Annotated in this window: 28 protein-coding genes and 1 tRNA gene; 16 read left to right on the top strand and 13 right to left on the bottom strand. The window is 58.5% G+C overall.

The window, feature by feature from the left end:
* Positions 1-496 precede the first annotated feature (496 nt).
* The 4 genes from HBN63_RS07120 (at position 497) to HBN63_RS07105 (ending at position 4,895) form a co-directional block, all read left to right on the top strand.
* Positions 497-1,702, top strand: coding sequence for an acetyl-CoA C-acetyltransferase (locus tag HBN63_RS07120; protein WP_170048917.1), 1,206 nt, complete (start codon positions 497-499; stop codon positions 1,700-1,702).
* 16 nt (positions 1,703-1,718) lie between these two features.
* Positions 1,719-3,863, top strand: coding sequence for a 3-hydroxyacyl-CoA dehydrogenase NAD-binding domain-containing protein (locus HBN63_RS07115; RefSeq protein ID WP_170048916.1), 2,145 nt, complete (start codon positions 1,719-1,721; stop codon positions 3,861-3,863).
* 109 nt (positions 3,864-3,972) lie between these two features.
* A complete protein-coding gene (locus HBN63_RS07110) occupies positions 3,973-4,452 on the top strand; it encodes a hypothetical protein (RefSeq protein ID WP_262498909.1) in 480 nt (159 codons plus the stop codon).
* 44 nt (positions 4,453-4,496) lie between these two features.
* On the top strand, positions 4,497-4,895 hold the full coding sequence (locus HBN63_RS07105) for a lysozyme inhibitor LprI family protein (protein WP_170048915.1): 399 nt from the start codon (positions 4,497-4,499) through the stop codon (positions 4,893-4,895).
* Between the two features lie 3 nt (positions 4,896-4,898).
* Here HBN63_RS07105 and ptrC read toward each other — a convergent pair whose 3' ends face one another.
* Positions 4,899-5,096: a type III secretion system co-regulatory protein PtrC gene (gene ptrC / locus HBN63_RS07100; protein WP_090385536.1), complete on the bottom strand. Its 198-nt coding sequence runs from the start codon at positions 5,094-5,096 to the stop codon at positions 4,899-4,901.
* Positions 5,097-5,122: 26 nt separating this feature from the next.
* The gene (locus tag HBN63_RS21855; protein WP_262498906.1) at positions 5,123-5,257 is read right to left on the bottom strand and encodes a hypothetical protein; all 135 of its coding nucleotides are present in this window, start codon (positions 5,255-5,257) and stop codon (positions 5,123-5,125) included.
* A gap of 221 nt (positions 5,258-5,478) precedes the next feature.
* On the opposite strand from HBN63_RS21855, the gene HBN63_RS07095 reads away from it, so the two are divergent.
* Positions 5,479-6,207 (top strand): amidotransferase, encoded by a 729-nt coding sequence (locus tag HBN63_RS07095; protein ID WP_090247794.1) that lies wholly within the window; start codon positions 5,479-5,481, stop codon positions 6,205-6,207.
* Between the two features lie 116 nt (positions 6,208-6,323).
* Here HBN63_RS07095 and HBN63_RS07090 read toward each other — a convergent pair whose 3' ends face one another.
* The 4 genes from HBN63_RS07090 to HBN63_RS07075 form a co-directional block, all read right to left on the bottom strand.
* Complete coding sequence (locus HBN63_RS07090) at positions 6,324-7,295, bottom strand: magnesium and cobalt transport protein CorA (protein ID WP_170048914.1); 972 nt, start codon at positions 7,293-7,295, stop codon at positions 6,324-6,326.
* Positions 7,296-7,427: 132 nt separating this feature from the next.
* Positions 7,428-8,153 carry a 1-acylglycerol-3-phosphate O-acyltransferase gene (locus HBN63_RS07085; RefSeq protein WP_170048913.1) on the bottom strand — a complete coding sequence of 242 codons (726 nt, stop codon included), beginning with the start codon at positions 8,151-8,153 and terminating at the stop codon, positions 7,428-7,430.
* A 518-nt stretch (positions 8,154-8,671) separates the two neighbouring features.
* Positions 8,672-10,555: a methyl-accepting chemotaxis protein gene (locus tag HBN63_RS07080; RefSeq protein ID WP_170048912.1), complete on the bottom strand. Its 1,884-nt coding sequence runs from the start codon at positions 10,553-10,555 to the stop codon at positions 8,672-8,674.
* 171 nt (positions 10,556-10,726) lie between these two features.
* Positions 10,727-11,416 (bottom strand): crotonase/enoyl-CoA hydratase family protein, encoded by a 690-nt coding sequence (locus HBN63_RS07075; RefSeq protein WP_090247784.1) that lies wholly within the window; start codon positions 11,414-11,416, stop codon positions 10,727-10,729.
* A 171-nt stretch (positions 11,417-11,587) separates the two neighbouring features.
* Here HBN63_RS07075 and HBN63_RS07070 point away from each other — a divergent pair, with 171 nt between their 5' ends.
* The 4 genes from HBN63_RS07070 (at position 11,588) to efp (ending at position 13,871) form a co-directional block, all read left to right on the top strand.
* A complete protein-coding gene (locus HBN63_RS07070) occupies positions 11,588-11,830 on the top strand; it encodes a hypothetical protein (protein ID WP_170048911.1) in 243 nt (80 codons plus the stop codon).
* A 92-nt stretch (positions 11,831-11,922) separates the two neighbouring features.
* Positions 11,923-12,012: transfer RNA gene (locus HBN63_RS07065), tRNA-Ser, on the top strand.
* A gap of 106 nt (positions 12,013-12,118) precedes the next feature.
* Positions 12,119-13,252, top strand: a complete 1,134-nt coding sequence (gene earP / locus HBN63_RS07060; protein ID WP_170048910.1) for an elongation factor P maturation arginine rhamnosyltransferase EarP — start codon at positions 12,119-12,121, stop codon at positions 13,250-13,252.
* A 46-nt stretch (positions 13,253-13,298) separates the two neighbouring features.
* Positions 13,299-13,871 (top strand): elongation factor P, encoded by a 573-nt coding sequence (efp, locus tag HBN63_RS07055; protein WP_090247751.1) that lies wholly within the window; start codon positions 13,299-13,301, stop codon positions 13,869-13,871.
* 146 nt (positions 13,872-14,017) lie between these two features.
* On the opposite strand, the gene HBN63_RS07050 is transcribed toward efp, so the two are convergent.
* The gene (locus HBN63_RS07050) at positions 14,018-14,974 is read right to left on the bottom strand and encodes a LysR family transcriptional regulator (RefSeq protein WP_170048909.1); all 957 of its coding nucleotides are present in this window, start codon (positions 14,972-14,974) and stop codon (positions 14,018-14,020) included.
* Positions 14,975-15,080: 106 nt separating this feature from the next.
* On the opposite strand from HBN63_RS07050, the gene HBN63_RS07045 reads away from it, so the two are divergent.
* A complete protein-coding gene (locus HBN63_RS07045; RefSeq protein ID WP_170048908.1) occupies positions 15,081-15,836 on the top strand; it encodes a sulfite exporter TauE/SafE family protein in 756 nt (251 codons plus the stop codon).
* Here HBN63_RS07045 and HBN63_RS07040 read toward each other — a convergent pair.
* The gene (locus tag HBN63_RS07040; protein ID WP_170048907.1) at positions 15,826-16,680 is read right to left on the bottom strand and encodes a LysR family transcriptional regulator; all 855 of its coding nucleotides are present in this window, start codon (positions 16,678-16,680) and stop codon (positions 15,826-15,828) included. The two genes, HBN63_RS07045 and HBN63_RS07040, sit on opposite strands and share 11 nt — an antisense overlap.
* 97 nt (positions 16,681-16,777) lie before the next feature.
* On the opposite strand from HBN63_RS07040, the gene HBN63_RS07035 reads away from it, so the two are divergent.
* The 3 genes from HBN63_RS07035 to queF all read left to right on the top strand — a co-directional run bounded on the left by HBN63_RS07035 (position 16,778) and on the right by queF (position 18,916).
* On the top strand, positions 16,778-17,011 hold the full coding sequence (locus HBN63_RS07035) for a DUF1127 domain-containing protein (protein ID WP_170048906.1): 234 nt from the start codon (positions 16,778-16,780) through the stop codon (positions 17,009-17,011).
* Between the two features lie 280 nt (positions 17,012-17,291).
* The gene (gene pyrF / locus HBN63_RS07030; RefSeq protein WP_170048905.1) at positions 17,292-17,990 is read left to right on the top strand and encodes an orotidine-5'-phosphate decarboxylase; all 699 of its coding nucleotides are present in this window, start codon (positions 17,292-17,294) and stop codon (positions 17,988-17,990) included.
* A 95-nt stretch (positions 17,991-18,085) separates the two neighbouring features.
* Positions 18,086-18,916: an NADPH-dependent 7-cyano-7-deazaguanine reductase QueF gene (gene queF / locus HBN63_RS07025; RefSeq protein ID WP_170048904.1), complete on the top strand. Its 831-nt coding sequence runs from the start codon at positions 18,086-18,088 to the stop codon at positions 18,914-18,916.
* 48 nt (positions 18,917-18,964) lie between these two features.
* On the opposite strand, the gene HBN63_RS07020 is transcribed toward queF, so the two are convergent.
* Both HBN63_RS07020 and HBN63_RS07015 read right to left on the bottom strand, forming a co-directional pair.
* A complete protein-coding gene (locus tag HBN63_RS07020) occupies positions 18,965-19,231 on the bottom strand; it encodes a DUF4404 family protein (protein ID WP_090247740.1) in 267 nt (88 codons plus the stop codon).
* Positions 19,232-19,372: 141 nt separating this feature from the next.
* The gene (locus HBN63_RS07015) at positions 19,373-20,083 is read right to left on the bottom strand and encodes an HAD family phosphatase (protein WP_170048903.1); all 711 of its coding nucleotides are present in this window, start codon (positions 20,081-20,083) and stop codon (positions 19,373-19,375) included.
* 233 nt (positions 20,084-20,316) lie between these two features.
* Here HBN63_RS07015 and HBN63_RS07010 point away from each other — a divergent pair, with 233 nt between their 5' ends.
* Positions 20,317-21,018 carry a VacJ family lipoprotein gene (locus HBN63_RS07010; protein WP_170048902.1) on the top strand — a complete coding sequence of 234 codons (702 nt, stop codon included), beginning with the start codon at positions 20,317-20,319 and terminating at the stop codon, positions 21,016-21,018.
* Between the two features lie 129 nt (positions 21,019-21,147).
* On the opposite strand, the gene HBN63_RS07005 is transcribed toward HBN63_RS07010, so the two are convergent.
* Positions 21,148-21,447 (bottom strand): PilZ domain-containing protein, encoded by a 300-nt coding sequence (locus tag HBN63_RS07005; protein ID WP_090247735.1) that lies wholly within the window; start codon positions 21,445-21,447, stop codon positions 21,148-21,150.
* Positions 21,448-21,665: 218 nt separating this feature from the next.
* Here HBN63_RS07005 and rssB point away from each other — a divergent pair, with 218 nt between their 5' ends.
* Positions 21,666-22,850, top strand: coding sequence for a two-component system response regulator RssB (gene rssB / locus HBN63_RS07000; RefSeq protein WP_170048901.1), 1,185 nt, complete (start codon positions 21,666-21,668; stop codon positions 22,848-22,850).
* A gap of 8 nt (positions 22,851-22,858) precedes the next feature.
* Positions 22,859-23,341: an anti-sigma factor antagonist RssC gene (gene rssC, locus HBN63_RS06995; RefSeq protein ID WP_090251069.1), complete on the top strand. Its 483-nt coding sequence runs from the start codon at positions 22,859-22,861 to the stop codon at positions 23,339-23,341.
* A gap of 57 nt (positions 23,342-23,398) precedes the next feature.
* On the opposite strand, the gene tal is transcribed toward rssC, so the two are convergent.
* Together tal and dusA are read right to left on the bottom strand one after the other, a co-directional pair.
* A complete protein-coding gene (gene tal, locus HBN63_RS06990; RefSeq protein ID WP_170048900.1) occupies positions 23,399-24,325 on the bottom strand; it encodes a transaldolase in 927 nt (308 codons plus the stop codon).
* Between the two features lie 41 nt (positions 24,326-24,366).
* The gene (gene dusA / locus HBN63_RS06985; RefSeq protein ID WP_170048899.1) at positions 24,367-25,350 is read right to left on the bottom strand and encodes a tRNA dihydrouridine(20/20a) synthase DusA; all 984 of its coding nucleotides are present in this window, start codon (positions 25,348-25,350) and stop codon (positions 24,367-24,369) included.
* Positions 25,351-25,606 lie beyond the last annotated feature (256 nt).

The following is a 25,606-nucleotide window of genomic DNA, read 5'->3' as shown; positions in this document are numbered from 1 at the left end:
ACGATCATGCCTGCCTGACGCATTTTCACTGGATTGAACATGGCGGTTGGCCTTGTTGTTTTTTGCGGGTGGTCGTCGCTGTCCTGCGTAATGTGCGGATGCGACGCCACGCCTCGTGTTGATCATTCAAGCCGTCCCGGCAAAACCCGGCGACGACGCCTACTACAGCCGACCTGCGCTCTATTTGCCGGTGGCTTGGTTCAACTGTAGGGGCGTGCAGCACCTGGCTATAGACGCCTTGATTACTAAGATGCGTGGGCTAGTTGCCAGCGGTTATGACGCGCGGCCTGCAACAGGCAAGCGCCCCTTGAGCTAGACGCGCTTGTGGGCCTTCGTCCAGTGATTGACCGTTTGTCTGAGCTGAGCGGTCAATAGGCCTGAGCACTTCGGTCATTGAGACTACTTCGGCTCGGCGTATGGTAGTCCCACTCAACAAAAACAGGCGCGGGCCTCACCTGCGCCATCAGCCACCCTCCATTGGAGGTCTGAGGACGCCATGACCGAAGCATATATTTTCGATGCCGTGCGCACGCCCCGCGGCAAGGGCAAGAAGGACGGCGCGCTTTACAGCGTCAAGCCTGTCGACCTGATCGCCGGCCTGCTCAAGGCGCTGCAAGCGCGCAATAACCTGGACACCAGCCAGGTCGATGACATCGTGCTCGGCTGCGTAACGCCGGTGGGTGATCAGGGCGCGGACATCGCCAAGACTGCGGCTATGGTCGCTGATTGGGATGTCAGCGTGTCGGGCGTGCAACTCAACCGTTTCTGCGCCTCGGGCCTGGAAGCGGTGAACCTCGGTGCGATGAAGGTGCGTTCCGGTTTTGAGGACCTGGTGGTGGTTGGCGGCGTCGAGTCGATGTCGCGCATTCCCATGGGCTCCGATGGCGGCGCTTGGGTGATGGACCCGGCGACCAATATGCACACCCACTTCACTCCGCAGGGTATTGGCGCCGATCTGATCGCCACCCTTGAAGGTTTTAGCCGCACCGACGTCGACAGCTTTGCCCTGCGCTCGCAGCAAAAAGCCGCCCGCGCCAGCAAAGACGGCTCATTCAGTAAATCGCTGATTCCGGTGGCCGATCAGAACGGCATCGTGCTGCTCGACCACGACGAATTTATCCGTGGCGAATCCACCCTCGAAGGCCTGGGCAAGCTCAAGCCAAGCTTCGAGATGATGGGCCAGATGGGCTTCGACAGCACCGCGCTGCGCGTCTACAGCCATGTTGAGCAGATCAACCACGTGCACACCCCGGGCAACAGTTCCGGCATCGTCGATGGCTCTGCCCTGATGTTGATCGGCTCCGAGGCCAAAGGCAAAGAACTGGGCTTGAAGCCGCGTGCGCGCATCGTCGCCACTGCCGTGACCAGCACCGACCCGACCATCATGCTCACCGGCCCGGCGCCGGCCACGCGCAAGGCGCTGGCCAAGGCCGGGTTGAACGTCAACGACATCGACCTGTTTGAGGTCAACGAGGCGTTTGCCTCGGTGGTGATGAAGTTTATGAAGGACATGGGCGTCAGCGAGGACAAGGTCAATGTCAACGGCGGCTCCATTGCCATGGGCCACCCGCTGGGTGCAACCGGCTGCGCCATTCTCGGCACCCTGATCGACGAGCTGGAGAAGCGCAAGCTGCGCTACGGCCTGGCCACCCTGTGCGTAGGTGGTGGCATGGGCATCGCCACCATCATTGAACGAGTTTGAGGCGGAGATAAGAAAAATGACTGACGCCATCCGTTACGAAAAAGGCCAGGACAATATCGTCGTTCTGACCATGGACATGCCTGGCCAGAGCGCCAACACCATGAACGCGGTGTACCGCGAAGCCATGGGCAAGATTGTTGACCGCCTGGAGGCCGAGAAGGATTCCATTGCCGGGGTCATCCTCACTTCGGCGAAGAAGACCTTCTTCGCTGGCGGTGACCTGAATGAACTGATTAAGGTCACCAAGGTCGATGCGCCGGCCTTCTACCAGATGATCCTCAATATCAAGGGCCAACTGCGCCGCCTGGAGTGCCTCGGCAAGCCGGTGGTTGCTGCGATCAATGGCGCGGCCCTGGGCGGCGGCTGGGAAATTGCCCTGGCCTGCCACCACCGTATCGCCCTGAACAACTCCAGCATCCAGCTCGGTTTGCCGGAAGTGACCCTCGGGCTGCTGCCGGGCGGCGGCGGGGTGGTGCGCATGGTGCGCATCCTCGGCCTGGAAAAAGCCCTGCCGTACCTGGCCGAAGGCAAGAAAGTGCGTCCCGATGCGGCGCTCAAGGCCGGCCTGATCCATGAACTGGCCAGCGATAGCGATGACTTGCTAGCCAAGGCACGCGCCTTTATTGCCGCCAACCCGACCGCTGTGCAGCCGTGGGACGTGAAAGGCTACAAGATTCCCGGCGGCACGCCGTCCAGCCCGAATGTGGCGCAAATGCTGGCAATCGCCCCGAGCGTGCTGCGTGACAAAACCAAGGGCTGCTTCCCGGCGCCGGAGAAGATCATGTGCGCCGCCGTTGAGGGCGCGCAGGTTGACTTCGACACCGCGCAAATCATTGAAGCACGCTACTTCACCGAGCTGACCACCGGCCAGGTGGCGAAGAACATGATTGGCACCTTCTGGTTCCAGCTCAATGAAATCAACGCCGGCGGCTCCCGTCCGCAAGGCTTCGAGCCCTATGTGACCAAGAAGGTCGGTGTGCTCGGAGCAGGCATGATGGGCGCCGGTATTGCCTATGTGTCCGCGGTCGCCGGTATCGACGTAGTGCTCAAGGACATCTCCATCGAGGCCGCTGAGAAGGGCAAGGACTACTCGGCCAAGCTGCTGGAGAAGAAAGTTGGCCGTGGCCAGATGAGCGCTGAGAAGCGCGATGGCATTCTGGCGCGGATCAAACCCACGGTCAGTGACGCTGACTTTGAAGGCTGCGACCTGATCATCGAAGCCGTGTTTGAGGATCGTGACCTCAAGGCCAACGTCACCGCAGCTGCTGAGCGCGCGGCGCTGGCTGACGCGGTGATCGCCTCCAACACCTCAACCCTGCCGATTACCGGCTTGGCCACGGCGGTGCAGAAGCAGGATAAGTTTATCGGCCTGCATTTCTTCAGCCCGGTGGACAAAATGCCGCTGGTGGAAATCATCAAGGGCGAGCACACCAGCGACGAAACCCTGGCGCGCGGCTTCGACTACGTCATGCAGATCAAGAAGACCCCGATCGTGGTCAACGACAGCCGTGGCTTCTTCACCTCGCGGGTGTTTGGCACCTTCACCAACGAAGGCTTGGCCATATTGGGCGAGGGCGTGAGCGCGGCGATGATCGAGAACGAAGCGCGCAAAGCCGGGATGCCGGTTGGCCCGCTGGCGATCAGCGACGAAGTGTCGATGAGCCTGATGAACCATATCCGTCAGCAGACCATCAAGGACCTCGCAGCCGAAGGCAAGCAGATTCCCGAGCACCCGGCATTTGCCGTGATCGACATGATGCTCAATGAATACAAACGTCCGGGCAAAGCAGCGGGTGCGGGCTTCTACGATTACCCGGCGGGTGGCAAGAAGCACCTGTGGCCGGAACTCAAGGCGCGCTTTGAGAAGCGCGATGCGCAGATCTCGCAGATCGACGTACGTGATCGCATTCTGTTTATCCAGGCCATCGAAACCGTGCGCTGCGTGGAAGAGGGTGTGCTCAAGTCGGTTGCTGACGCCAACATAGGTTCGATCTTCGGCATCGGTTTTGCGGCCTGGACCGGTGGGGCGTTGCAGTTTATTAACCAGTACGGGGTGAAGGACTTCGTCGCCCGTGCCCAGTACCTGGCTGAGCAGTATGGCGAGCGCTTCCTACCGCCGGCGTTGCTGCTGGAGAAGGCTGCGAAGAACGAGCTGTTCTAAACACGGCCTGTGACACATCGAAGCCAGCTCTATGAGCTGGCTTTTTTGTTCTAGTTGATAGCCAGTTGCAGTTGGCTTGTTTAGGCTGTGGTTTTTAAGGAGCAAAAAGATGAAACAGGGACTAATCGGTGGGCTGTTGATGGCATTGCTCGGTACTGCGCAGGCTAATGGTGAACACGTGTATCTCGTTGCCCTGGCTAATCTCGGTGGCTCGAACCTAGCACAAGTGGTGTTTCTCTATGAGCCGGAGATTACCCAGCTTGATGTCTGCGAAGAGGCTCGATTGAAGGGTATACGTGAGCGTGATTGGACACGTTATCACCATATCTTTATGAGCCACCGTATGAAGGGCTATACCGTGCAGTTACAGTACCGCTGTGTGGTCAGTGAGCAACCTATCGACTCCTGGTATGACAAGGCCAGGTACGATTACGCATACCTAGTAGAAGTTGACGCGGATGCACGTATGCGCCTGCGGCAAACAACAAGCTTGGCGCAGTGTACTAGCACTCTGCAAAGTATGCCGCAGGCTCAGCGTCAGCAAGCATACTGCGCTAAGGCCAACCAGAAACTGTTGGCTGAGCAGTAACGTGTTGGACTAAAAATCAGGTCAACACGAATAAGGGGCGTTGTATGCAGGTTTTGAAAGTATTCGCTTTAGTGCTGGCTGGCTTTTGGGTAGCTCCGTCTTGGGCGGATGACTGCGCCAATGCCATGGATCAGTTCACCCTTAACCAGTGCGCGGCGGCGGACTACGCCACTCAGGACAAGCGCCTAAATCAGCTCTATGGCGATTACCGCAAGCGTCTGGATGATGGGCAGAAGCAGCAACTCAAAGACGTCCAGCTGGCCTGGATCAAGTTCCGCGACCTGGCCTGCGCGTTTGAGTCAGCGTCGGTGGAGGGCGGCTCGGCCTATCCGATGGTGCTAAATGGTTGCCTGACGCAAAAGACTGCCGCACGGGTCAAGGAACTGGAGCAGCTGGCCGTCTGTGAAGAAGGCGACCTCAGCTGCCCGATGCCAGCGCAATAACTGTCAGCAGGCCTGGCGGCCGCAAACGAGCTGCTGGATAGCCTGACGCTCGCTCAGGTGAGTGGGCATGCGCAGGGTGGTTAAGGTGCCGTCGCTAAGCTGGATGGCCAGCTCGGACTCGAAGTGGATGCCGCTGCCGTCGACAGTGGCGTAGGTCACGCCATAGACGTTCTGGTTGCTCAGCGATTGGGCGATGCTCATGGCGTTCTCCTGATTGCGGGGCGCAGTTATCTAGCGGCGTTCTGGTCGGCCTTGAGTTGTGCGGCTTGCACTTTCTCGGCTTGGCGTTGGTTGCTCGCGCTCGTATTGCTGTTGAAGGCCGAGGCGGCAAGCAGGCTGGCGATGGCGGAAAAACTGGTCATGTTGATGTCCTCTGGTGGGGTGGGCGCAGTGCCCGATGGCCAGATCATCTGCGCGTACCGCTATCGACAGAAGTGAATGGTGCTTATGGTGACTATCGAGGGCGCTGATAGGACCCGGGTAATTGGTCGGGTTTGCCCCGTGGCTATTGCCTTGCAGCCTGTCAGCAGGCACGCTTGCGCGCTGGAAAAACAACCCTCCTGCGCCCTAGGTAACCGCCCATATGCCGCTGCAGATCTGCATCCTGGAAACCGATGTTCTTCGCCCTGAATTGGTCGACCAATACGACAGTTATGGCCGTATGTTCGAACAATTGTTCGCCCGTCAGCCGATTGCTGCCGAGTTCAAGGTGTACAACGTGATGGAGGGGCATTACCCGCCGGACAGCGAGCGCTACGATGCCTATCTGGTGACGGGCAGCAAGGCAGACTCCTTCGGCAGCGATGCCTGGATCCAGACGCTTAAAACCTACCTGCTGGAGCGCTACAACCGGGGCGACAAGCTGCTCGGCGTGTGTTTCGGCCATCAGCTGCTGGCGCTGTTGCTGGGCGGCAAGGCTGAGCGGGCGGTGCAGGGCTGGGGTGTGGGCATTCATCAGTACCGTATGGCGAACAAGCCAACCTGGATGAGCCCAGATCTGGAAGACCTGACTCTGCTGATCAGCCATCAAGACCAAGTGACCCAACTACCGGAAAAAGCCACGTTGCTAGCTAGCAGCGAGTTCTGCCCGATTGCTTCCTACTGCATCGGTGATCAGGTGCTGTGCTTCCAGGGCCACCCCGAGTTCGTGCATGACTATTCGCGCGCGTTGCTCGATCTGCGTCAGCAGCACATTGGTGAGCCGACCTACTCCAAGGGCGTCGACAGCCTGCAGCGCGATCATCAGGGCCACACCGTGGCTGAATGGATGATGCGCTTTGTCGCCCAGGGCCGTGCCGGTTTGGCCGAATAAGCGACGTTTGTGTAAAAAAGCCCGGTCAGTGACCGGGCTTTTTTATGGCGTGTCATCCATGAGCGCCACCGTGCGGGCCGCCGTTGCGCAGCGTTAAAAATCCTTCCAGACGATGATTACAGCCAGCCGGAGCGTTTGAAGCTGATGAAGAGTCCAGCACAACCGGTGGTGATCAGTCCGAGTACCCCGAAGTAGCCGTAGTGCCAGGTCAGTTCCGGCATGTTTTGGAAGTTCATTCCGTAGATTCCGGCTACCGCCGTGGGGAAGGCCAGAATCGCGGCCCAGGCGGCGAACTTGCGCTGGGTAACGCTTTGCCGTGAGGACTCCAGCAGCAAGCCAATTTCGATGGCGTGATCAGCCATTTCGCGCAGGGCGGTTAGGTCTTCCAGCAGGCGGTTGACGTGAATCGCCACGTCGCGAAAGTAGGGCCGCATGTTCTTGTCGATAAAGGGAAACTCTAGGCGCTGCAACTCCTGGCAGATTTCCGCCAGCGGCCCGATGTAGCGACGCAGGCGGAGCAGATCACGGCGCAAACCCTGAATGCGCTCGACATCGGCCTGGCTCAGCGGGTTTTTCAGCACGTGCTGCTCCACCTCCTCAAGCTCGCTGTGGTAGCTGTCCATCAGCGGGCGGTAGTTCTCGATCACGAAGCTGAGCAGGGCATAGAGCACGAAATCTTCGCCGTGCTCGAGCAGCAGCGGGCGCGCCTCGCAGCGTTGGCGCACCTGCGAGTAGGGCGCGGACTCGCCGTAACGGGCGCTGATGATGTAACCGCTGCCAGCGAACAGCTGGGTTTCGACAAAGGTCAGTTCGTCGTTGACCAGGATGGGCGAGTAGAGCACCAGAAACAGCGCATCGCCGAAGGTTTCCAGCTTGGGCCGGGTGTGCCGCTGCAGGGCGTCTTCCAGCGCCAGTTCATGCAGGTCGAATTGCTGCTGCAGGCTGGTCAGCTCTTCGGAGCAGGGATCATGCAGGCCAATCCAGACGAAGTGCCCCGGTTTTTTCGACCACGGTTTACCTTCGTCGAGGCTGATAGTGGTGACTTTTTTGCCCTTGCTGTACACGGCGGCAGCCACAACGCGACCCATAAAATCTCTCTTATTGGTGGTGAACTCAGCACGCAGCTTAGCGGCTTAGTCTCTGCCAGTGGACGATGTGAAGTACTGCCGGCAAGAAAAAGCCCAGCACATGGCTGGGCTATGTAGGTGCAGCGAGCAGTCTCAGGCGTGTTGGCTGAGTTGCTGATCCATGGCGTCGATGCACTGTTGCATTTGCGTGCGGCAAGTGTCGATCAGCTGTGGCAGATCATCCTGCGTCAGGCCTGCCGTAGGAATGGCAGGCAGTGAGCGAATCATGATTTCGCCGCTGTTCCAGCGGTTGAGGTGCAGGTGGTTAACGTAGGTACTGACGCACACCGGAATAATCGGTACACCAGCGGCAATGGCCATCTGAAACGCGCCTTTCTTGAATGGCAGTAGCCCTTTGCCCAGGTTGCGGGTGCCTTCGGCGAACACCCAGATCGAGGTGTCTTTGTGCTTGAGCGTCTCAGTAGTGGTGAGCATGGCCTGCTTGGCGCGCACGGCATTACCGCGATCGAGCAAGACATTGCCCGCCAGCCAGTACAGTTGACCAAAGAATGGCACCCACTTCAGGCTCTTTTTGCCGATGCTTACGGTGCGTTTGGGCACCACGCGGCCGAGCACATACAGGTCATAGTTGGACTGGTGGTTGGCGACGATCACGCAGGAACGCTGATGGTCGAGCAGTGGCTGTACATCGGTCTTCAACTTCCAGCGCAATAGCCACTGCGCTGGAATGCTGTACAGGCGTGCGCACAAGCGGCTGTTATCCGGATTGAACGGGCGGCAGATGCCAAGCAGCAGGCCCAGGATGCCGGCGAGGATAAAGTGCACGCCCATCGCCAGCATGCGCAGAAGAAAAAGCATTTGGTACGCCCGTCATAGGAAAAAGGCGCGCAGTGTACGGGCGTGCACTGCTTTCGGCAATTGATGCTGATCGGAGGTCGTTACCGCTTGTTGCGCCATTGTTAGAGCCGCTGCCAGTGGCATGTGGCAGGTCAACCGAGCCGTAACCCTGTGCCATGCGGATGATGTTGCCATCTTGCTCAAGAGCTAGCAGGGCTTTATCCAGCTGCTGCATAAAGTCCTGTCTATAGGGTTAGGCCTGCTCATTGATACGTGTATAGCCCATGTGACCCGTGTTCACTGGACAGAGTAGGGCTTTCAACCAACCAGTTCAGCCCACTGCTGACAAAGATGTCTTCGCTGCGCATCTGCTGCAGCTTCCAGAGAATCGACAGGCGATCATTGATATACACATCAGTGCGCTTGTGCCTTGGGCTTGCTAAGCAAGGCCAGGCAAAGGAGCCACGCGACGAGTATGCCCAATCGCTTTATCGATTAGCGCTGGCAGCACGCGAAGGTGCCGCCCGATGTCGGGAAACTCAGACCTTGAAACGCCCGAGCAGATGATCTTGCTGGCCGACCTGCTCGACCATCACGGCGCACTGACGCACCTGTTCTTCGGCGCCGGCGGCCACTTCATGGCTGATGTCGCGGATATTGGTGGTGTTGCGGTTGATCTCCTCGGTAGTAGCGCTCTGCTGTTCGGCAGCGGTGGCGATTTGCAGGTTCATGTCGTTGATACGGGTGATGGCATCGCTGATGCGCCCAAGCATGTCGTTGGCCGCGCCGGCCTCTTCGGCGGTTTTGCTGGCAGTGTCGCGGCTCTGCTGCATGCGCGATTCGGCCTGTTTCACCCCGGATTGCAGCTGGTCGATCATCTGGCGGATTTCCTGGGTCGACTGCTGGGTACGTGAGGCCAGCGAGCGTACTTCATCAGCCACCACGGCAAAGCCACGGCCGGATTCACCGGCGCGTGCCGCTTCAATAGCGGCGTTAAGGGCAAGCAGGTTGGTCTGGTCGGCAATGCTGGTAATCACCGACAGGATCGATTCGATGTTGTGGCTAAGCTTGGCCAATTCGTTAATCGCGTGGCTGGTCTCGTCCATTTCATCGGCCAGGTGTTTGATCGCCTCGGTAGAGCGCGACACTACGCGTACGCCATTTTCAGTCTCCTCGTTGGCCGCCAGCGCGGCTTGTGCCGCAGCCTGTGCATTACGCGCCACTTCTTCGGCGGTGGAGGCCATTTCCTGCATGGCGGTGGCCAGCTGATCAAGCTCCTGCAGCTGTTGCTGCAAGCGATTGGCCGCCTGGTTGGCTTCGCTGGAGGTCAGTGTGGTGCTTTCACGCACCTGCCTGGAACTGCCCATCACCTCGCTGATCAAGCTCTGCAGGCTTTGCAGGAAGCTGTTGAACTCCTTGGATACCAGGGCGATTTCATCGTTGCCGGTGGCGGGCAGGCGACGAGTCAGGTCGCCTTCACCGCTGTTTACCTCATGCAGAGAGTTGTGCAGATGGTCGAGGGGCTTGAGCAGATTGTTCATCAGCACACCGAGCACGATCAGGCTGATGATCACCCCCAGTATGGTGCCGATCACCGCGCGCCAACTCAGGGCATTGGCTTCGGCCATAACGATGCCTTTATCCAGCACCACGCCGATGTACCAATCCATGCCCTTTAGGTTAGGCAGCGGGGTGAAAGACACCAGCAGGTCCTTATCGCCGCCACTGGTTTCCTGCAGCTCCTTGTTCAGCGCAGGACTCTGACCGTCGAATAGTTCGCTGTAGCTTTTGCCGTTCAGCTCAGTATTGGGGTGGGAAATGATGTTGCCATTGCGGGTGAGTAGAAACGCGTAGCCGGCACCGTTGAAATCCAGCGTGTTTACCGCGTCGGCCACAGTTTTCAAGCGGATATCACCGCCCATTACCCCCAGAAATTCGCCGGCATTGGTGATGCGCGTAACGGCAGAAATCAGGATTTCACCCGTAGTGGAATCCACATAGGGTTCGGTCAGTACGGCTTGTGTGCCGTCTTTACCCGTCGCGTACCAGGGCCGTTGACGACCATCCCATTCAGGGGCGGGCTTCCATTCATCGCTGTTCTTGATCGGCTTGCCATCGCCTTGCAGGGCACCAAAGACCAGGATGAATTCGTTCTTCAACATTGGTGTGTTGACGATGCGCTGGGTTTCTTCAGGGCTGTAGTTGCTGTCGATGCTTTGCGCCATCAGATCCATCAGCTTGAGCTTGGCGTTGAGCCAGTTCTCGATCTGCCTGGCGAGTGCATTACTTGACTCTGCGATGCTGGCTGCCACCTGGCTTTGGAGGGTGGCGCGAACCTGGGTGACTTGCGCCAGCGACAGCAGGCTGGTGGTGAGGAACAACACGATGGCCGCGGCCAGACCAACCTTGTGGGCAATCTTCATAACACGCTCCCGGCGGCAATTTCGAATCGATTGGTGAGTGCCTCTGCTCCTTGGCCATACTCATTAAAAGTAATACAGCCTGGGCAGATTGCTTGCCGGTTTGCCACTGTTTAGCCATTAAATGCAAAAAGCCCGGCGCAAAGGCCGGGCTCTTGGTGCTGCACGATGCGTTTACACCATGTGCTGTTTGTCCAGCTCGACAGCTTGGTCGAGGGCTTCGAGCAGCGCCTTGCGCACTTTCAGCTTGGTGTTCTTGTGCGCCGTCATGTTGATTTTCTTCATCTGCTGGGCAACTGCCAGGGCCGTGGCGTGCAGCTGTTCGGCTGGTACTACTTTGTCGAGGAAACCAGCATCCACAGCGCTTTGCGGGTCAAACATCTCGCCATTGATCACCGAACGGTGGAAGGCTGATTTGCGCAGGCGGTCACGGGCCAGCTCGATGCCAGCGTGGTGCATGGTCATGCCGATCTGCACTTCGTTGAGACCGATGCTGAACGCGCCTTCAACGCCGATACGGTAGTCGGACGAGAGCAAAATAAAGGCACCCTTGGCGACCGCATGACCTGGGCAAGCGACGATGATCGGAAAGGGGTGAGCAAGCATGCGGCGCGCCAGGGTGGAGCCGGAAGCCACTAGATTGATGGCATTCTGTGGGCTGGAGGTCATCACTTTGAGGTCATAGCCGCCCGACAGAATGCCCGGCTGGCCGGTGATGATAACGATGGCCTTGTCCTGTACGGCGCGATCCAGGGCTGCATTGAAGGCAGTGATCACATCCGGCGAGATGGCATTCACCTTGCCATTACACAGGGTCAGGGTGGCAATGCCATCGTCGAGTTGGTAGCTGATCAGGTCGCTCATGGTCGGGTTCCTTGTGCTGAAGTGCAGCAGACGTTACTCATCCGCACTGGCCAGGTAAAGCACGATGGCTGACTGGCTGGTCAGCGTGTGCGGCTGCTTCAGCTATGACCTTGATCAATATCGGCAATTGGTCGGCTGTGCGGATGCACCGCTACCGTCGGCGCTTTATTCATGAGCGATGACGCTATGCGTGGTTTAACCCTCTGTTTCAGGTGCTGGCGCGTTGCATTGGCCTTGCTGCTATTGCTCGGGCTGCTCTGGCTGGCCACCGAGCCGCGTAGCCAAAACCCTGTCGGCGTGCTGGGCTTGTTTGCTTTCAGCCTGTTTGTCTCGCTTGGCTTTATTCTGTTCGGCCAACACCGATTTGAACCCAATCCCGCTAAGTCCTCCCCCAAGGACCAGCATTTGGCATAAGCACATGAATCTTTTGAAAAAAGATTTTGCCTTTGGCGGGCTGTTCGGCTACATTTGCGCGCCTCGGCAGACAGCAATGTGTGTCGATACCCGGTGAAGTGTCCGAGCGGTTGAAGGAGCACGCCTGGAAAGTGTGTATACGAGAAATCGTATCGTGGGTTCGAATCCCACCTTCACCGCCAGATTGATTGACGAAAAGCCCGACCTTGTGTCGGGCTTTTTCGTTTCTGGCATTTGCTGAAGGCTTGGCTGTCTTTAAGGTGAGTGCACTACATAACGGAGCCACCCATGCGCCCCACGTGGGATATTTTCTGCAGCGTTGTCGATAACTACGGTGATATCGGGGTGACCTGGCGCTTGGCTCGACAGTTAGTGGCCGAGCATGGTTTGGCTGTGCGGCTGTGGGTGGATGATTTGAGTGCGTTTGTGCGGCTGTGCCCGCAGGCCGATGTAGCTGCACTTCGACAACACCAGCAGGGCGTCGAAGTCTGTTGGTGGGGCGATGATTGGCAGGCCGTAGACCCCGCTGATGTGGTGATCGAAGCTTTTGCGTGTGAGTTGCCCGCTTCATATATAGCTGCGATGGCAAGGCGTGCGCAGAAACCGCTTTGGCTCAACCTTGAATACCTGAGTGCCGAGGAGTGGGTTGAGGGCTGCCACGGTTTGCCATCCCTGCAGTCCAACGGCTTGTCGAAGTTCTTCTTCTTTCCTGGTTTTACAGCCGGCAGCGGCGGTTTGTTGCGCGAACGTGATTTGCTTGAGCAGCGTCGTGCGTTTCAGGCGGACAGCGGTGCTCGCGAGGTATTTCTGCGCAGTATCGGCGTAGCGCCATTGCCCGGTGCGCGGATGATTTCGCTGTTTGCCTATGAGAACGCCGCGCTGGCCAGCTGGCTGGACGTGCTGGCTGCCGATATCCAGATCAATCAGCTGCTTGTGCCGGAAGGGCGCATTCTGCAGGACCTACAAACGTGGCTCGATTGCTCAGCCTTGCGCACTGGCGATATGCAACAGCGCGGTCAGCTGCATATCCAGGTGCTGCCGTTTATCCAGCAGGATCAGTACGACCGGTTGTTGTGGAGTTGTGATTTCAATGCGGTGCGCGGCGAGGACTCCTTTGTGCGTGCGCAATGGGCTGGCCGGCCGCTGCTCTGGCACATCTACCAGCAGGCTGATGACATCCACTTGGAAAAGCTCGATGCATTTCTTGCGCACTATAAAGCGGGTTTATCAGCGGATGGGCAGCGTGCCTTGGTCGAGCTGTGGCATGCCTGGAATACCGGTCAATCGGTCAAAGAAAGCTGGAGTCAGCTGCTGCAACGCTGGCCCGAGCAGCAGGCGCACGCCGAACAGTGGTGTCTGCAACGGGCTTCTCAGGCTGATCTTGCCGAGGCGCTGGTGAAGTTTTACCTAAATTGGCTATGATACGCGGCCAAGAATTTTGTAATTCCATCCAAACCCGGATATTCGTATGAAAACCGCACAAGAAATGAAGCCCAACAGTGTGGCCCTGATTGACGGCCAACCTTGGCTGATCCAGAAGGCCGAATTCACCAAGTCCGGTCGTAACAGCGCCATCGTTAAAATGAAGCTGAAGAACCTGCTGAGCGGCTCTTCGACTGAAACTGTTTACAAAGCCGACGACAAAATGGAGCCGGTGATCCTTGATCGCGTAGACGTGACCTACTCGTACTACAGCGAGCCGAACTACGTCTTTATGGACCAAGAGTTCAACCAGTACGAGCTGAACAAAGACGATCTGGAAAGCGTAATGCCTTACATCGTCGATGGCATGACTGACGTCTGCGAAGCCGTATTCTTTGAAGGTAAAGTGGTTTCGGTTGACCTGCCGACCACCATCGTTCGCCAGATCACCTACACCGAAGGCTCCGCCCGTGGCGACACTTCTGGCAAAGTGATGAAGCCAGCCAAGCTGAGCAACGGCACCGAGATCAAAGTCGCTGACTTCTGCAACATCGACGACTGGATCGAAATCGATACCCGTACCGGTGAGTACAAATCCCGCGCTAAAGCCCCGGTCTAAGATCGGCTTTAATGACGAGAAGAAAGAGCCCGACCTAGCGTCGGGCTTTTTTATGGCCAGCCATCCACGGCGGCCAGCCTTTGGGTCGTCGCTGCGCGACGCTGAACTAGATTCCGGATCATTTTTTATGCTTGCTGTATCAGCCTTTAGCCACGTTGAAGGCCACTTTGCAGTGCCAGGTCCCATGGCGCTACTGGACCGAAGCGGGCCTTGAGAAACTCCAGCAACAAGCGGCTGCGCGAGTCGGTTTCACGCTCCAGACGCAGGGCGTAGATACCGCTGGGTTCGGGCGCCGGCAGGCCGTTTTCACAGAACAGCGGTCGTAATTCACCACGCAATAAATAGTCGCTTATCAACCAGGTTGGCAGATGGGCAATACCCAAGCCGGCGAGGGCGCTGAACAACAGCGCTTCGGCATTGTTGGCAGTCATGCGCAGGCGCTTGGGGCGGCACAGTTGCAGCTTGCCATCCTGTTCAAAGCGCCAGGCGTAGGGTGGTGCCAGGCTGTCCCAGTCGAGGCCGTCATGCTCCATCAGTTCGCCGGGGCTGCGTGGTACCCCGCGGTGTGCCAGGTAGTCAGGGCTGGCGCAGACGACCCGAACCATCGGCGACAGCGCCGTGGCAACCAGGCGGGTGTCGGCAAGGGGGCCGATGCGCAGCACCAGGTCGACCTCACCCAGGTGCGTGCCATGCAGGTCGACGAAGCTGTCGATCAGGCGAAGTTGCACATCCAGCCCTGGATAGGCGACCAGGAACTCGGCTATCGCGGGGGCCAGATGGCGCCGGCCGAACGGTGCCGGGGCGTCGATGCGGATCAGCCCTTCCGGTGCGCTGCTCAGCGATACGGCTTCGGCACGGGCCAGATGTAACTCGGCAAGAATACGTCTGGCTCGTTCGGCAAACGCCAGGCCGGCGGAGGTGGCGCGTACGGCATGGGTGCTGCGGCTGAACAGGTTGCTGCCCAGCGAACGTTCCAATGCATCGATGCGCCGGGCCACAGCCGAGGGCGTCAGCGGGTGGCGCCGGGCTGCGGCGGAAAAGCTGCCGGTTTCCAGCACATCGAGAAACAGGCTGAGCTGGTCGGTCAGGCTATCGGGGTTCATGGTCAAGGTCTGCTGTGCGTTATGTGCATAGCCATTTTGCGTTGCTGAGCGTTTCGTGGCTAGTGTCGAATAACTAGGCTGTGCAACTTCACTCTGGAGCCTACCGATGACATTGCTTGATTTTGCCTTGAACCTTCTGCTTGGACTGGCCCTCGGTACTCTGGGCGGGCTGTTTGGGATTGGCGGTGGGCTGATCGCCATTCCGGCGCTCGGCGTGTTGTTTGGCCTGGATCAACAGCTGGCTCAGGGTACGGGGCTGGTGATGGTGGTGCCGAATGTGCTGTTGGCGCTGTGGCGTTATCACCAGCGCAACCGTATCGACTGGCGGCATGCGTTGGCCCTGGCGGTGCCCAGCCTGATATTTGCCGTACTGGGGGCGGGCTGGGCAGTCACTGTGGACGCCGAACGCATGCGCCTGGGGTTTGTGGTCTTCCTGGTGTTACTGGCGGCCTACAACCTCTCTCGGCTATACAGCAAGCCTGTCATGGTGTTTGTGGGCATGCGTTATCCCTGGCCTTGGTTGACGCTATTGGGCAGCGGCGCCGGTTTGCTTGGTGGGTTGTTCGGTGTGGGCGGAGCTGTCTTAGCAACGCCTGTGTTGACCACCGTATTCGGCACCAGCCAGGTGGTCGCGCAAGGGCTGTCTCTGGCGCTGGCGGCGCCGAGCACTGCGGTCACCCTGGCCACTTATGCCGCGCATGATCACGTCGACTGGTTGCTGGGCGCCCCTTTGGCGCTGGGCGGGTTGTTGAGCATCAGCTGGGGGGTGAAGTTCGCGCATGCGTTGCCGGAGCGGGTATTGCGCGGCCTATTTGCCGGTTTTCTGCTGCTTTGCGCGGTATTGCTCGCGCTTAAAGTCTGAAACCTTCGACGATTTGTTCGGCCAGAGTCTCGGTGACCTGGGTTTGCGTATTGCTGTTGCGCAGCAGCACGATGCTGGCAGAGGGCAGGGCCGGCATGCCTTCAGCCTCGCCAATAATTTGCAAGTCTGGGGTGATCAGGCTTTGCAGCTGGGCGGTAATCGCCAGGCCGGCGCTGACCGCTGCCATGATCGCCGACAGACTGGGGCTGGTGTAGGCAATGCGGAAGTTACGCCCCAGCGCTTCCAGGCCGTTGCAGGCCCAGGAACGGCAGAAACACTGCGAGTTGAACATCGCCAGCGGCAGGGTTTCTAGCTCATGTAGGTTGGCGTTGCGCGCTTGCGCCCAGGCCAGGTGTTCCTGGCGCAACAGCTGGCCGATTTCGGTGCCTGGCTCGCGGGTGACGATGGTCAAGTCGAGGTCCTGGCGCTGCAGCAGTTGGAAGGACGGTTCGCAGTGCAGCTCGACCTGCACCAGCGGATAGGACTGGGCGAACCGCACCAAAATGCCCTGCATAAAGCGCATCACATAGTCGTCCGGGGTGCCGATGCGCACGGTGCCGACCATATGCGGCTCGCGCATGCTGCTCATCACCTCGGCGTGCAACTTGAGAATACGCCGTGCATAGCTCAGCAACAGCTGGCCCTCGGCTGTGAGGCTGAACTGGCGGCCGTCGCGAATGAACAGTGGACGCTGCATCACGTCTTCTTCCAGGCGCTTCATTTGCATGCTGACCGCTGATTGGGTGCGGTTGACCATTTCCGCTGCGCGTGTAAAACCACCGTGATCTGCAATCGCGACAAAGGTACGCAGCAGTTCGCTGTCGATGCTCGGGTAACTGGCCATACATCAATCTCCAAGATGTATTGCATAAGTAACATTCGTTGGATTGATCATATGTCGAGCGCGAGACTGTCGCCAACCCCACAAGGAGGGCGACGAGATGAAAGGTCAAAAAGGTTATGCAATAGCCAGTGCTGGGCGCTTAAAGAGCCGTCGGCCGACTGGAATACTGCGTGCGCTTGGTCGCCAGTTTGCCCGCTGGTGGCAGTTGGCCGAGCAGAGGCGGCGCCTTGCGATGCTTGATGATGCAGCGTTGAAGGATCTGGGTTTAAGCCGTGCGGATGTTATCCAGGAAAGCGAGCGTTCATTCTGGGATGACCCGCTGGTGCGCTGATTGGTGGACGCTACATGCCGAGGCTGTGAACGGATGGGCTTGAGTTCCGGTGGCTATGAATCGTCCACAGCGTGCTGTTCGAGCGCAGTCGCGCTTGTGGACCAACGGGCAGACGCTATTTACGCTCGATAAGAGGCAGTGGCGCCTGCCAAGTCGCTGCTAGCCGTTTGTGGTTTAGGCATTGTCCTAGCATATCGACGCGGGCGGATCACCGGAGCGGCAAGCCTGCGGCGCATCCGCTACAATGCGCGCCGAATTTGTCTTGCCCGAGAGCCCGCCCATGTCCGCCTGCCAGACCCCGATCATCGTTGCCCTGGATTTCCCGACCCGTGATGCCGCGTTGGCGTTGGCTGATCAGCTAGATCCCAAGTTGTGCCGGGTAAAAGTGGGCAAAGAGCTGTTTACCCGTTGCGGGCCGGAGATCGTCAACGTGCTGGCCGGCAAAGGCTTCGAGGTGTTCCTCGACCTGAAATTTCACGACATCCCCAATACCACTGCCATGGCCGTTAAGGCAGCGGCCGAGATGGGCGTGTGGATGGTCAATGTGCACTGCTCGGGCGGCCTGCGCATGATGGCGGCTTGCCGTGAAACCTTGGACAAGCTCGCTGGGGCCAAGCCGTTGCTGATCGGGGTGACCGTGCTGACCAGCATGGAGCGCGAAGACCTTGCGGGCGTTGGCCTGGATCTCGAACCGCAGACGCAGGTGCTGCGGCTGGCTGGGTTGGCCGCACAGGCCGGTCTGGATGGCCTGGTGTGTTCGGCTCAGGAAGCGCAAGCGTTGAAGCTCGCTTACCCGGCGTTGCAACTGGTGACGCCGGGGATTCGTCCGGCCGGCAGCGCCCAGGATGACCAGCGCCGTATTCTGACTCCGCGTCAGGCGTTGGATGTAGGTTCGGATTATCTCGTGATCGGCCGCCCGATTAGCCAGGCTGCCAATCCCGCCCAGGCGCTGGCTGCGGTGGTAGCTGAGCTGGCCTGAAGCTGCTGCGGCAAGGCCGGCCTCGGTCTTGCCGCACTGAATCTGCTTTAAAAATTGTATACAATCGCTGCATTTCGACTAGCCAGGTTTTCTCCATGCATCCCGCCGCCGAAGATTCGCCTCTGGGCAAATCCAGCGAATACATCGCTACTTACACCCCGTCTTTGTTGTTCCCGATTCCGCGTGCCGCGAAATGGGCCGAGCTGGGCCTGAGCGCCGAGACGCTGCCGTATCAGGGCGTGGATTTCTGGAACTGTTTCGAGTTGTCCTGGCTGTTGCCGTCGGGCAAACCGGTGGTGGCCATGGGCGAGTTCGCTATTCCCGCCGACTCGCCGAATATCATCGAGTCGAAATCCTTCAAGCTGTACCTCAACTCGCTGAACCAGTCAGTGTTCAGTAGCGCTGACGAACTGGTGACGGTACTGGTACAGGACCTCTCGGCAGCTGCCGGCAAACCGGTTGGAGTGCGTGTGCGCAGCCTGGCCGAGGTGACGGCCGACGGTATGCAGGCTGCGCCTGGGACCTGCATTGACGAACTGGATGTAGCCATCAGCAGCTATGCGCAGCCGCAGCCTGAGCTGCTGCGCTGCGATACGGATCGAGTGGTCGAGGAAAGTCTGCACAGTCACCTGCTCAAATCCAACTGCCCGGTCACCGGCCAGCCGGATTGGGGCACGCTGGTGGTGCAGTACTGTGGCTTGGCGCTGGATCACACCAGCCTGTTGGCTTACTTAGTGAGCTTTCGCCAGCATGCGGATTTTCACGAGCAGTGCGTGGAGCGAATCTTTCTCGACCTGCAGCGCCTGCTCAAGCCTGAGCACCTGACGGTGTATGCGCGTTATGTGCGCCGTGGCGGGTTGGATATCAACCCCTATCGCAGCAGCGGGCCCATCAGCCCAGATAATCAGCGGTTGGTGCGCCAGTAATGCAAAACCCCAGCTAAGTGCTGGGGTTTTCGTTAGTGCTACATGCGTTTAAATACCCATATTGGCCAGGCTCTGCACGATATTACGCAGGGTGCCGGCGAGGGTCGGGTGGCTGGCTTCGAAGCGCTCCACCGCGAGGTTTACCCCATCGATCAGGGTTGCGTCAGGGGCAGCTGCAGCCTGGCGGGCTAACTGCAGTTCAATTTCCTGAGTCAGTACAAACAGTTCAGCACGTTCTTCTTCAGTCAGTGGTGGTTGCTCGGCCAGTTGGTCGCGCAGGTCTTGCAGTTGTTGCTGCAGGCGGCTTGCAGGCATGAGGTTCTCCCTTTGATGATCAACTGATTGACTGACCTTGCGCGGGGGCGAAAGGTTCGGCATGTATTCAGGTTAATCCAAGCCGGAAGGCTTTGCTTGCTTTGGATCAAGCGCCGGGCAATACAGGCCTAGCGCGCTGTTTCAAGGTTTTTCACCTTTGTGCCGACGTAGGCTGAGGTCCGCCAGGCAGGTGGGTAGGTCACTGAGTTGATCAATGACCGAGTGTACGCCAAGGCGGTAAAGACTCAGGGTGGCTTGGCTGCGCAGGCGATCGCGCTCGCCCATTGGCAGGCTTTGCCAGTCAGCCAGTGCCAGGCCACACAATGGGCCACTGATGGCCAAACCTATGGTCCAGATGCCGGCATTTAGCGCAGCTTGCAGCAGGCGCGGTTCACCACTGACAAGTACGCAGCCTTCAACCTGATCAACGTGCATGGCCATCAGGCTGAGCCAGATGGCATCTGGAGCTGGCCATGGGCGATGGCGGTGTGGCGGGAAACCAGGAAGCCATTCTGGGAGTGCACCCGCCAGGCTGATGCTGGCATCGCGCGGCAGTTCATCTAACCAGGCACAGGGCACCGCTTGCTGGTGCAGCTGTTCAAGCAAGGGCAGGGCAGATGCTGTGGCTTCAGCATGTGCGCGTGCGGTCTCGCACAGTGCTTGCTGGTATGTCAGCCACTCTGCTGGCTCCGGTTCGCGACCCAGAGCGTTTGGCAGGTTCGACAGGTTTACCGCGGTCGGGTACAGGCGTTGCAAGGTGAGAGGGGCCGTGCGAGCGCCAAAGTCCACCAGGCAGCCGGACAGGCTAAACAAAATGGCATTGAAGGCGGGCGAGGTGGTGGGCGTTTGCATGGGCCGTCCTTGAAAATGGTCTAGTCCAGGTTAACGGTCCCAGGTTACAAGCAGATGAAGGCTTTATTTCTTTGCGTGTTGTCGCTGAATGCTGAGTTGTATGGCAACAGCCAGTAAGATTTTCAGCTATTTGATCGTCCGCTATGCTGCCTATTTAGTGGGCTGCCGCCTTATACTGCTCGGCCTGATTTGACGGTCTGTGGCCGCCTAAGAATTTTCAAGGAGCGACTGTGATGCGTGTAACCGGTGCGAGTTGGATTGAACGACTGAGCCTGTTGATTGCCTGTACCGGCGTGCTCTTGCTGCCTGCACTGGCGCAAGCCAACGAAGAAGACCCTTGGCAGGGCTACAACCGCTTTATGTTCAAGGTCAACGACAACGTTGATGCCTATACCCTCAAACCATTGGCCCAGGGATATCAGGCTGTGGCGCCGCAACTTGTTGAAGACGGTGTCAGTAATGTCTTCCGCAATATCGGGGATTTACGCAATCTGGCTAACAATCTGTTGCAGGGAAAGTTGCATAACGCCGGCGTGGACAGCGGTCGCTTGATCTTCAATACCACCTTCGGCCTGTTGGGTTTCTTCGACGTAGCGACCCCGATGGGGCTGCAGCGTAGCGATGAGGACTTCGGCCAAACGCTAGGCGCTTGGGGGCTGAGTAGTGGCCCTTACGTGGTGCTACCGCTACTGGGGCCAAGTACCGTGCGTGATACGTTTGGCCGTGTTCCTGATTCGATGGTGACTGCGCCGATGCACATCGACCACGTCCCGACCCGTAATGTGGTGACTGGGGTTGAAGCCGTGAGCCTGCGGGCCAACTTGCTAAAAGCCGAGCGTATGGTCAGCGGCGACAAGTACATCTTTATTCGTAATGCCTATCTGCAGAATCGCGAATTCAAAGTACGCGATGGCGAGGTCGAGGACGACTTCTGAGTCGCTGATGTGCATGCAAACGGCCTGAAGCCGTTCCTTATTGCTCAGCGCTCTCTGCAACGCCCATGCATGAATGGCAAACAACAAAAAGGCGGCCACTGAGGGCCGCCTTTTTGTTGTTTTAACGTGTCAGTTCATGGAAATAATCGCCAAGCCTAATGCCTGGCGGCCATCTTCCAGGGTGCTGACGCGCATCACTTCGGCTTGCGCGTCCAGGCCGCGCAGTTCGTTATGCTCCGACGCGATGTGTACACGCACTTTGTCGCCCGTCTTCACTGCGCTTTCGGCCTCCAGCTGCATGCCGGTGCTGGAAAGGTCGAGGCACAGGGCAGGAATCTCCTTGCCATCGTGGTGCAGGGTCACAGGTGCTTCTAGCCGCATGCGGATGTAATCGCGTTTCTCACTGTAGGCACGATCATTCTGACTCATGGGGCTTTTTCCTCTTGTTATGGGGGTTGTCCTGCAGCTCTTATAACCTTGGCCGATTTGAGGTGTAAAGTCGTGTTGCGACGACCGGCGTACGCTTGAATCGCATAACGGATGGGAGTACCGTCTGCGCCTTAAAGCAAGCCGAGTTCGCGCGTGTAAGCTCCGGCCCTCACGCACTAAACCCAACCCATACCCGGCGCAGTTTGCCTGGATACCTCATGCACAAAACCAGTGCCACGCTGCTGATTATCGATGACGACGACGTAGTGCGTGCGAGCCTCGCAGCCTACTTGGAAGACAGTGGTTTTCATGTGCTGCAGGCCGCTAATGGCTTGCAGGGGCTGGAAGTCTTTCATGCCGAGTCGCCGGATCTGGTGATCTGCGATCTGCGCATGCCGCAAGTCGACGGTCTTGAACTGATCCGCCGCATCAACGCCCTGCAGGTTGAAACCCCGGTGATCGTGGTGTCCGGTGCAGGCGTGATGAGCGATGCCGTAGAGGCCCTGCGTCTAGGCGCTGCCGATTACCTGATTAAGCCGCTGGCGGATCTCGCTGTGCTTGAGCATTCAGTGCGTCGTGCGCTGGACCGCGCCAACCTGCGCCTGGAAAACCAGCGCTACCGCGACGAGCTGGAAACCGCCAACCGCGAACTGCAAGCCAGTCTGCACCTGCTGCAGGAGGATCAGAACGCCGGTCGCCAGGTGCAGATGAACATGCTGCCGGTGACGCCGTGGCAGGCCGATGGCTTGAGCTTCGCGCATCAGATCATTCCGTCGCTGTACCTGTCGGGCGACTTTGTCGACTATTTCCGCGTCGATGACAGCCGTATCGCTTTTTATCTGGCCGATGTTTCCGGGCATGGCGCTTCTTCGGCATTTATCACCGTGCTGTTGAAGTTTATGACCACACGCTTGCTCTATGAGTCGCGACGCGGCGGCAACCTGCCGGATTTCAAGCCCTCTGAAGTGCTCGGTCATATCAACCGTGGTCTGCTCAACTGCAAGCTGGGCAAGCACGTGACCATGCTTGGCGGTGTGATTGACCAGGCCAACAACCGTCTGACCTATAGCATTGGCGGCCATCTACCGCTGCCGGTGCTCTACAGCGACGGTCAGGCGCGTTACCTGGAAGGCCGCGGCCTGCCGGTTGGGCTGTTTGTCGAGGCCGAATATAACGATCTGGAACTTGAACTGCCGGAGGCCTTCAGCTTGACGCTGCTCTCCGACGGCATCCTCGATCTACTCCCGGGCGATACCTTGAAAGACAAGGAAACGCTGTTGCCGCAGCTGATCAGTTCTGCGGGCGGAACCCTGGATGGCTTGCGCAAGGCTTTTGGGCTGGCCAATCTGGGGGATATGCCGGATGATATCGCCTTGCTGGTGTTAAGCAGGAACCTTGCATGAACCCTGGGATAAGCCCCGGTCGAATCCAGTTTGCCGAACAAAACGGTACCTTCATCCTGAAGTTTGTCGGTGAAGTGCGCCTGACGCTGTGTTCGGCACTGGATGCAACCATTGAGAAAATTTTCACGGCGCTGAATTTCTCAGCCATCGTGATTGATCTCACCGAAACTCGCAGTATCGACAGTACGACCCTCGGGCTGTTGGCCAAGTTGTCGATACTCTCGCGGCAGAAAATTGGCCTGTTGCCAACAGTGGTAACGACGCACGCCGATATCACACGCCTGCTGCAGTCGATGGGGTTTGATCAGGTTTTCAATATTGTCGATACGCCGGTGCCATGCCCGGATTGTCTGGACGACCTGCCGTCTCAGGATCAGTCTGAAGAGCTGGTGCGTGCCAAGGTGCTGGAAGCCCATCGGATTCTCATGGGGTTGAATGAGTCCAACCGCGAAGCCTTCCATGACCTGGTCAATGCCCTCGAGCATCATTGATTCGAGTGGCTAAACAAACGGGGCGCTCATTGAGCGCCCCGTTTGCTTTCAGGCCATTCAGGCTTGAGCGATGAGCAGTTTTTCCAGCTTTTCCTGATCGCGGGCAAACAGACGAATGCCTTCGGCCAGCTTTTCGGTGCCCATGGCGTCTTCATTCATCGCCCAGCGGAATTGGCTTTCGCTCAGGCTCTGCTTGGCTTCGGCAGCTTTGCCAGGGCTGAGCAGGCGCGCCAGTGGTTGCTGATCATCGGCCAGTTGCTGCAGCAGCTCGGGGCTGATGGTCAGGCGATCACAGCCAGCCAGTTGTTCGATCTGGCCGATATTGCGGAAGCTCGCGCCCATCACCACGGTCTGGTAGGCGTTGGCTTTGTAGTAGTTGTAGATGCGCGTAACCGACTGCACGCCGGGGTCTTCTGCGCCGACAAAATCACGGCCTTCGGCCTTCTTGTACCAGTCGTAGATACGCCCGACGAAGGGCGAAATCAGGTACACGCCGGCATCGGCACAGGCCTGAGCTTGGGCGAAAGAGAACAGCAGCGTCAGGTTGCACTGAATACCAGCCTTTTCCAGCTGCTCGGCGGCGCGGATGCCTTCCCAGGTCGAGGCGATCTTGATCAGTACGCGTTCACGTCCAATACCAGCTTCTTCGTACAGACCAATCAAGCGCTCGGCACGCTGCCGTGTGGCCTGGGTGTCGAAGGACAGCCGGGCATCCACCTCGGTAGAGATGCGGCCTGGGATGATCTTGAGGATTTCACCGCCCACAGCGACGCCAAAATGGTCACAGGCCAGGCCTAGATCGCCTTTGCCGGCAGTCACTGCGCTTTTCAGCAGTGCGCTGTAACCAGGCATGGCAGCGGCTTTAAGCAGCAGGGAAGGGTTGGTGGTGGCATCAACCGGCTTCAGGCGGGCGATGGCGTCGAGGTCGCCGGTATCGGCGACCACTGTGGTGAACTGCTTGAGTTGATCCAGCTTGGAGGTCATGACACAGCCTTGTCGTTGCAGATGCACCGACCTTACCCGAGTCAGCGGCCTTGCAGCAATTGCGCCGCTTGATCGAACAGCGCCAGTGGTTCGTTGGTCTTGTGAATGTCCACAGAGAGCAGCTGGCGAAAGCGCCGCGCGCCATTAAAGCCCTGGCCCAGGCCGAGCATATGGCGGGTGATATGGTGCATGCTGCCACCTTCGGCCAGGTGCGCGGCTATATAGCCACGCATGCTCTGCATGGCCTCAAAACGACTCAGCACTGCGCTCGTTGAGCCAAACAGCTGCTGGTCCACTTGGGCCAGCAGGTAAGGGTTGTGGTACGCCTCGCGGCCCAGCATGACGCCATCGAAGGTTTGCAGGTGCTGCTGGCAATCCTCAAGGGTCTTGATGCCGCCATTGAGGATGATTTCCAGCTCAGGGAAGTCCTGCTTGAGCTGCGCCGCCACCTCGTAGCGTAGCGGCGGCACTTCGCGGTTCTCCTTGGGCGAGAGGCCCTCCAGGATGGCGATCCGCGCATGCACAGTAAAACTGCGACAGCCTGCATCACGCACGGTGCCGACGAAATCGCACAGCTCGGCATAGCTGTCGCGGCCGTTGATGCCAATGCGGTGCTTCACCGTTACCGGGATATCCACCGCATCCTGCATGGCTTTCACGCAGTCGGCGACCAGTTGTGGATGACCCATAAGGCAGGCGCCGATCATGTTGTTCTGCACGCGGTCGCTGGGGCAGCCTACGTTCAGATTGATTTCGCTGTAGCCGACAGCCTCACCCTGCTTGGCGCAGGCCGCCAGATCTGCCGCTACGCTGCCGCCCAGCTGCAGAGCCAGCGGGTACTCCGCCACGCTGTGGCGCAGAAAGCGTGCGGTATCTCCGTGCAGGATCGCCCCTGTGGTGACCATCTCGGTATACAGCAAGGCGTGCTTGGACAACTGGCGTAGGAAAAAGCGGCAGTGACGGTCCGTCCAATCCATCATGGGGGCACAGGAAAAACGGCGGGAAAGGGGAGTAGATTGCTGCATTGAAGATGCCGGTAAAGAAGTATCAGGTGATTTTATCAGCCTACGCTATGCCACGTCCGCTTGTGGCTGTGAGTTCTTCGGTAATTAATAACACGCAGTTCTTACTTGTTTTTAGCAAGTCGTGAATGGCTGAAAGCGTCCGAAAGTAGACCTTCACTGTGCTTGCTTTGCGCCGCTCTTAGTTCACAGAAAAGTGAATAGTGAGTCGCCCCAGGTTTTGAGGACGCCTCTGAACCTCAAAAACGGAGAAGCGCCG

The sequence above is a fragment of the Pseudomonas sp. WS 5011 genome, assembly GCF_012985775.1.
Classification (GTDB): Bacteria; Pseudomonadota; Gammaproteobacteria; order Pseudomonadales; family Pseudomonadaceae; genus Aquipseudomonas; species Aquipseudomonas peli.
Note: the sequence above shows the minus strand (reverse complement) of the source record. Positions and strands in the feature narration are given on the sequence as shown.

Coding starts and splice junctions, on each gene's coding strand:
- HBN63_RS07120 (WP_170048917.1), top strand. CDS start 497: ATGACCGAAGCATATATTTTCGATGCCGTGCGCACGCCCCGCGGCAAG.
- HBN63_RS07115 (WP_170048916.1), top strand. CDS start 1,719: ATGACTGACGCCATCCGTTACGAAAAAGGCCAGGACAATATCGTCGTT.
- HBN63_RS07110 (WP_262498909.1), top strand. CDS start 3,973: ATGAAACAGGGACTAATCGGTGGGCTGTTGATGGCATTGCTCGGTACT.
- HBN63_RS07105 (WP_170048915.1), top strand. CDS start 4,497: ATGCAGGTTTTGAAAGTATTCGCTTTAGTGCTGGCTGGCTTTTGGGTA.
- ptrC (WP_090385536.1), bottom strand. CDS start 5,096: ATGAGCATCGCCCAATCGCTGAGCAACCAGAACGTCTATGGCGTGACC.
- HBN63_RS21855 (WP_262498906.1), bottom strand. CDS start 5,257: ATGACCAGTTTTTCCGCCATCGCCAGCCTGCTTGCCGCCTCGGCCTTC.
- HBN63_RS07095 (WP_090247794.1), top strand. CDS start 5,479: ATGCCGCTGCAGATCTGCATCCTGGAAACCGATGTTCTTCGCCCTGAA.
- HBN63_RS07090 (WP_170048914.1), bottom strand. CDS start 7,295: ATGGGTCGCGTTGTGGCTGCCGCCGTGTACAGCAAGGGCAAAAAAGTC.
- HBN63_RS07085 (WP_170048913.1), bottom strand. CDS start 8,153: ATGCTTTTTCTTCTGCGCATGCTGGCGATGGGCGTGCACTTTATCCTC.
- HBN63_RS07080 (WP_170048912.1), bottom strand. CDS start 10,555: ATGAAGATTGCCCACAAGGTTGGTCTGGCCGCGGCCATCGTGTTGTTC.
- HBN63_RS07075 (WP_090247784.1), bottom strand. CDS start 11,416: ATGAGCGACCTGATCAGCTACCAACTCGACGATGGCATTGCCACCCTG.
- HBN63_RS07070 (WP_170048911.1), top strand. CDS start 11,588: ATGAGCGATGACGCTATGCGTGGTTTAACCCTCTGTTTCAGGTGCTGG.
- earP (WP_170048910.1), top strand. CDS start 12,119: ATGCGCCCCACGTGGGATATTTTCTGCAGCGTTGTCGATAACTACGGT.
- efp (WP_090247751.1), top strand. CDS start 13,299: ATGAAAACCGCACAAGAAATGAAGCCCAACAGTGTGGCCCTGATTGAC.
- HBN63_RS07050 (WP_170048909.1), bottom strand. CDS start 14,974: ATGAACCCCGATAGCCTGACCGACCAGCTCAGCCTGTTTCTCGATGTG.
- HBN63_RS07045 (WP_170048908.1), top strand. CDS start 15,081: ATGACATTGCTTGATTTTGCCTTGAACCTTCTGCTTGGACTGGCCCTC.
- HBN63_RS07040 (WP_170048907.1), bottom strand. CDS start 16,680: ATGGCCAGTTACCCGAGCATCGACAGCGAACTGCTGCGTACCTTTGTC.
- HBN63_RS07035 (WP_170048906.1), top strand. CDS start 16,778: ATGAAAGGTCAAAAAGGTTATGCAATAGCCAGTGCTGGGCGCTTAAAG.
- pyrF (WP_170048905.1), top strand. CDS start 17,292: ATGTCCGCCTGCCAGACCCCGATCATCGTTGCCCTGGATTTCCCGACC.
- queF (WP_170048904.1), top strand. CDS start 18,086: ATGCATCCCGCCGCCGAAGATTCGCCTCTGGGCAAATCCAGCGAATAC.
- HBN63_RS07020 (WP_090247740.1), bottom strand. CDS start 19,231: ATGCCTGCAAGCCGCCTGCAGCAACAACTGCAAGACCTGCGCGACCAA.
- HBN63_RS07015 (WP_170048903.1), bottom strand. CDS start 20,083: ATGCAAACGCCCACCACCTCGCCCGCCTTCAATGCCATTTTGTTTAGC.
- HBN63_RS07010 (WP_170048902.1), top strand. CDS start 20,317: ATGCGTGTAACCGGTGCGAGTTGGATTGAACGACTGAGCCTGTTGATT.
- HBN63_RS07005 (WP_090247735.1), bottom strand. CDS start 21,447: ATGAGTCAGAATGATCGTGCCTACAGTGAGAAACGCGATTACATCCGC.
- rssB (WP_170048901.1), top strand. CDS start 21,666: ATGCACAAAACCAGTGCCACGCTGCTGATTATCGATGACGACGACGTA.
- tal (WP_170048900.1), bottom strand. CDS start 24,325: ATGACCTCCAAGCTGGATCAACTCAAGCAGTTCACCACAGTGGTCGCC.
- dusA (WP_170048899.1), bottom strand. CDS start 25,350: ATGCAGCAATCTACTCCCCTTTCCCGCCGTTTTTCCTGTGCCCCCATG.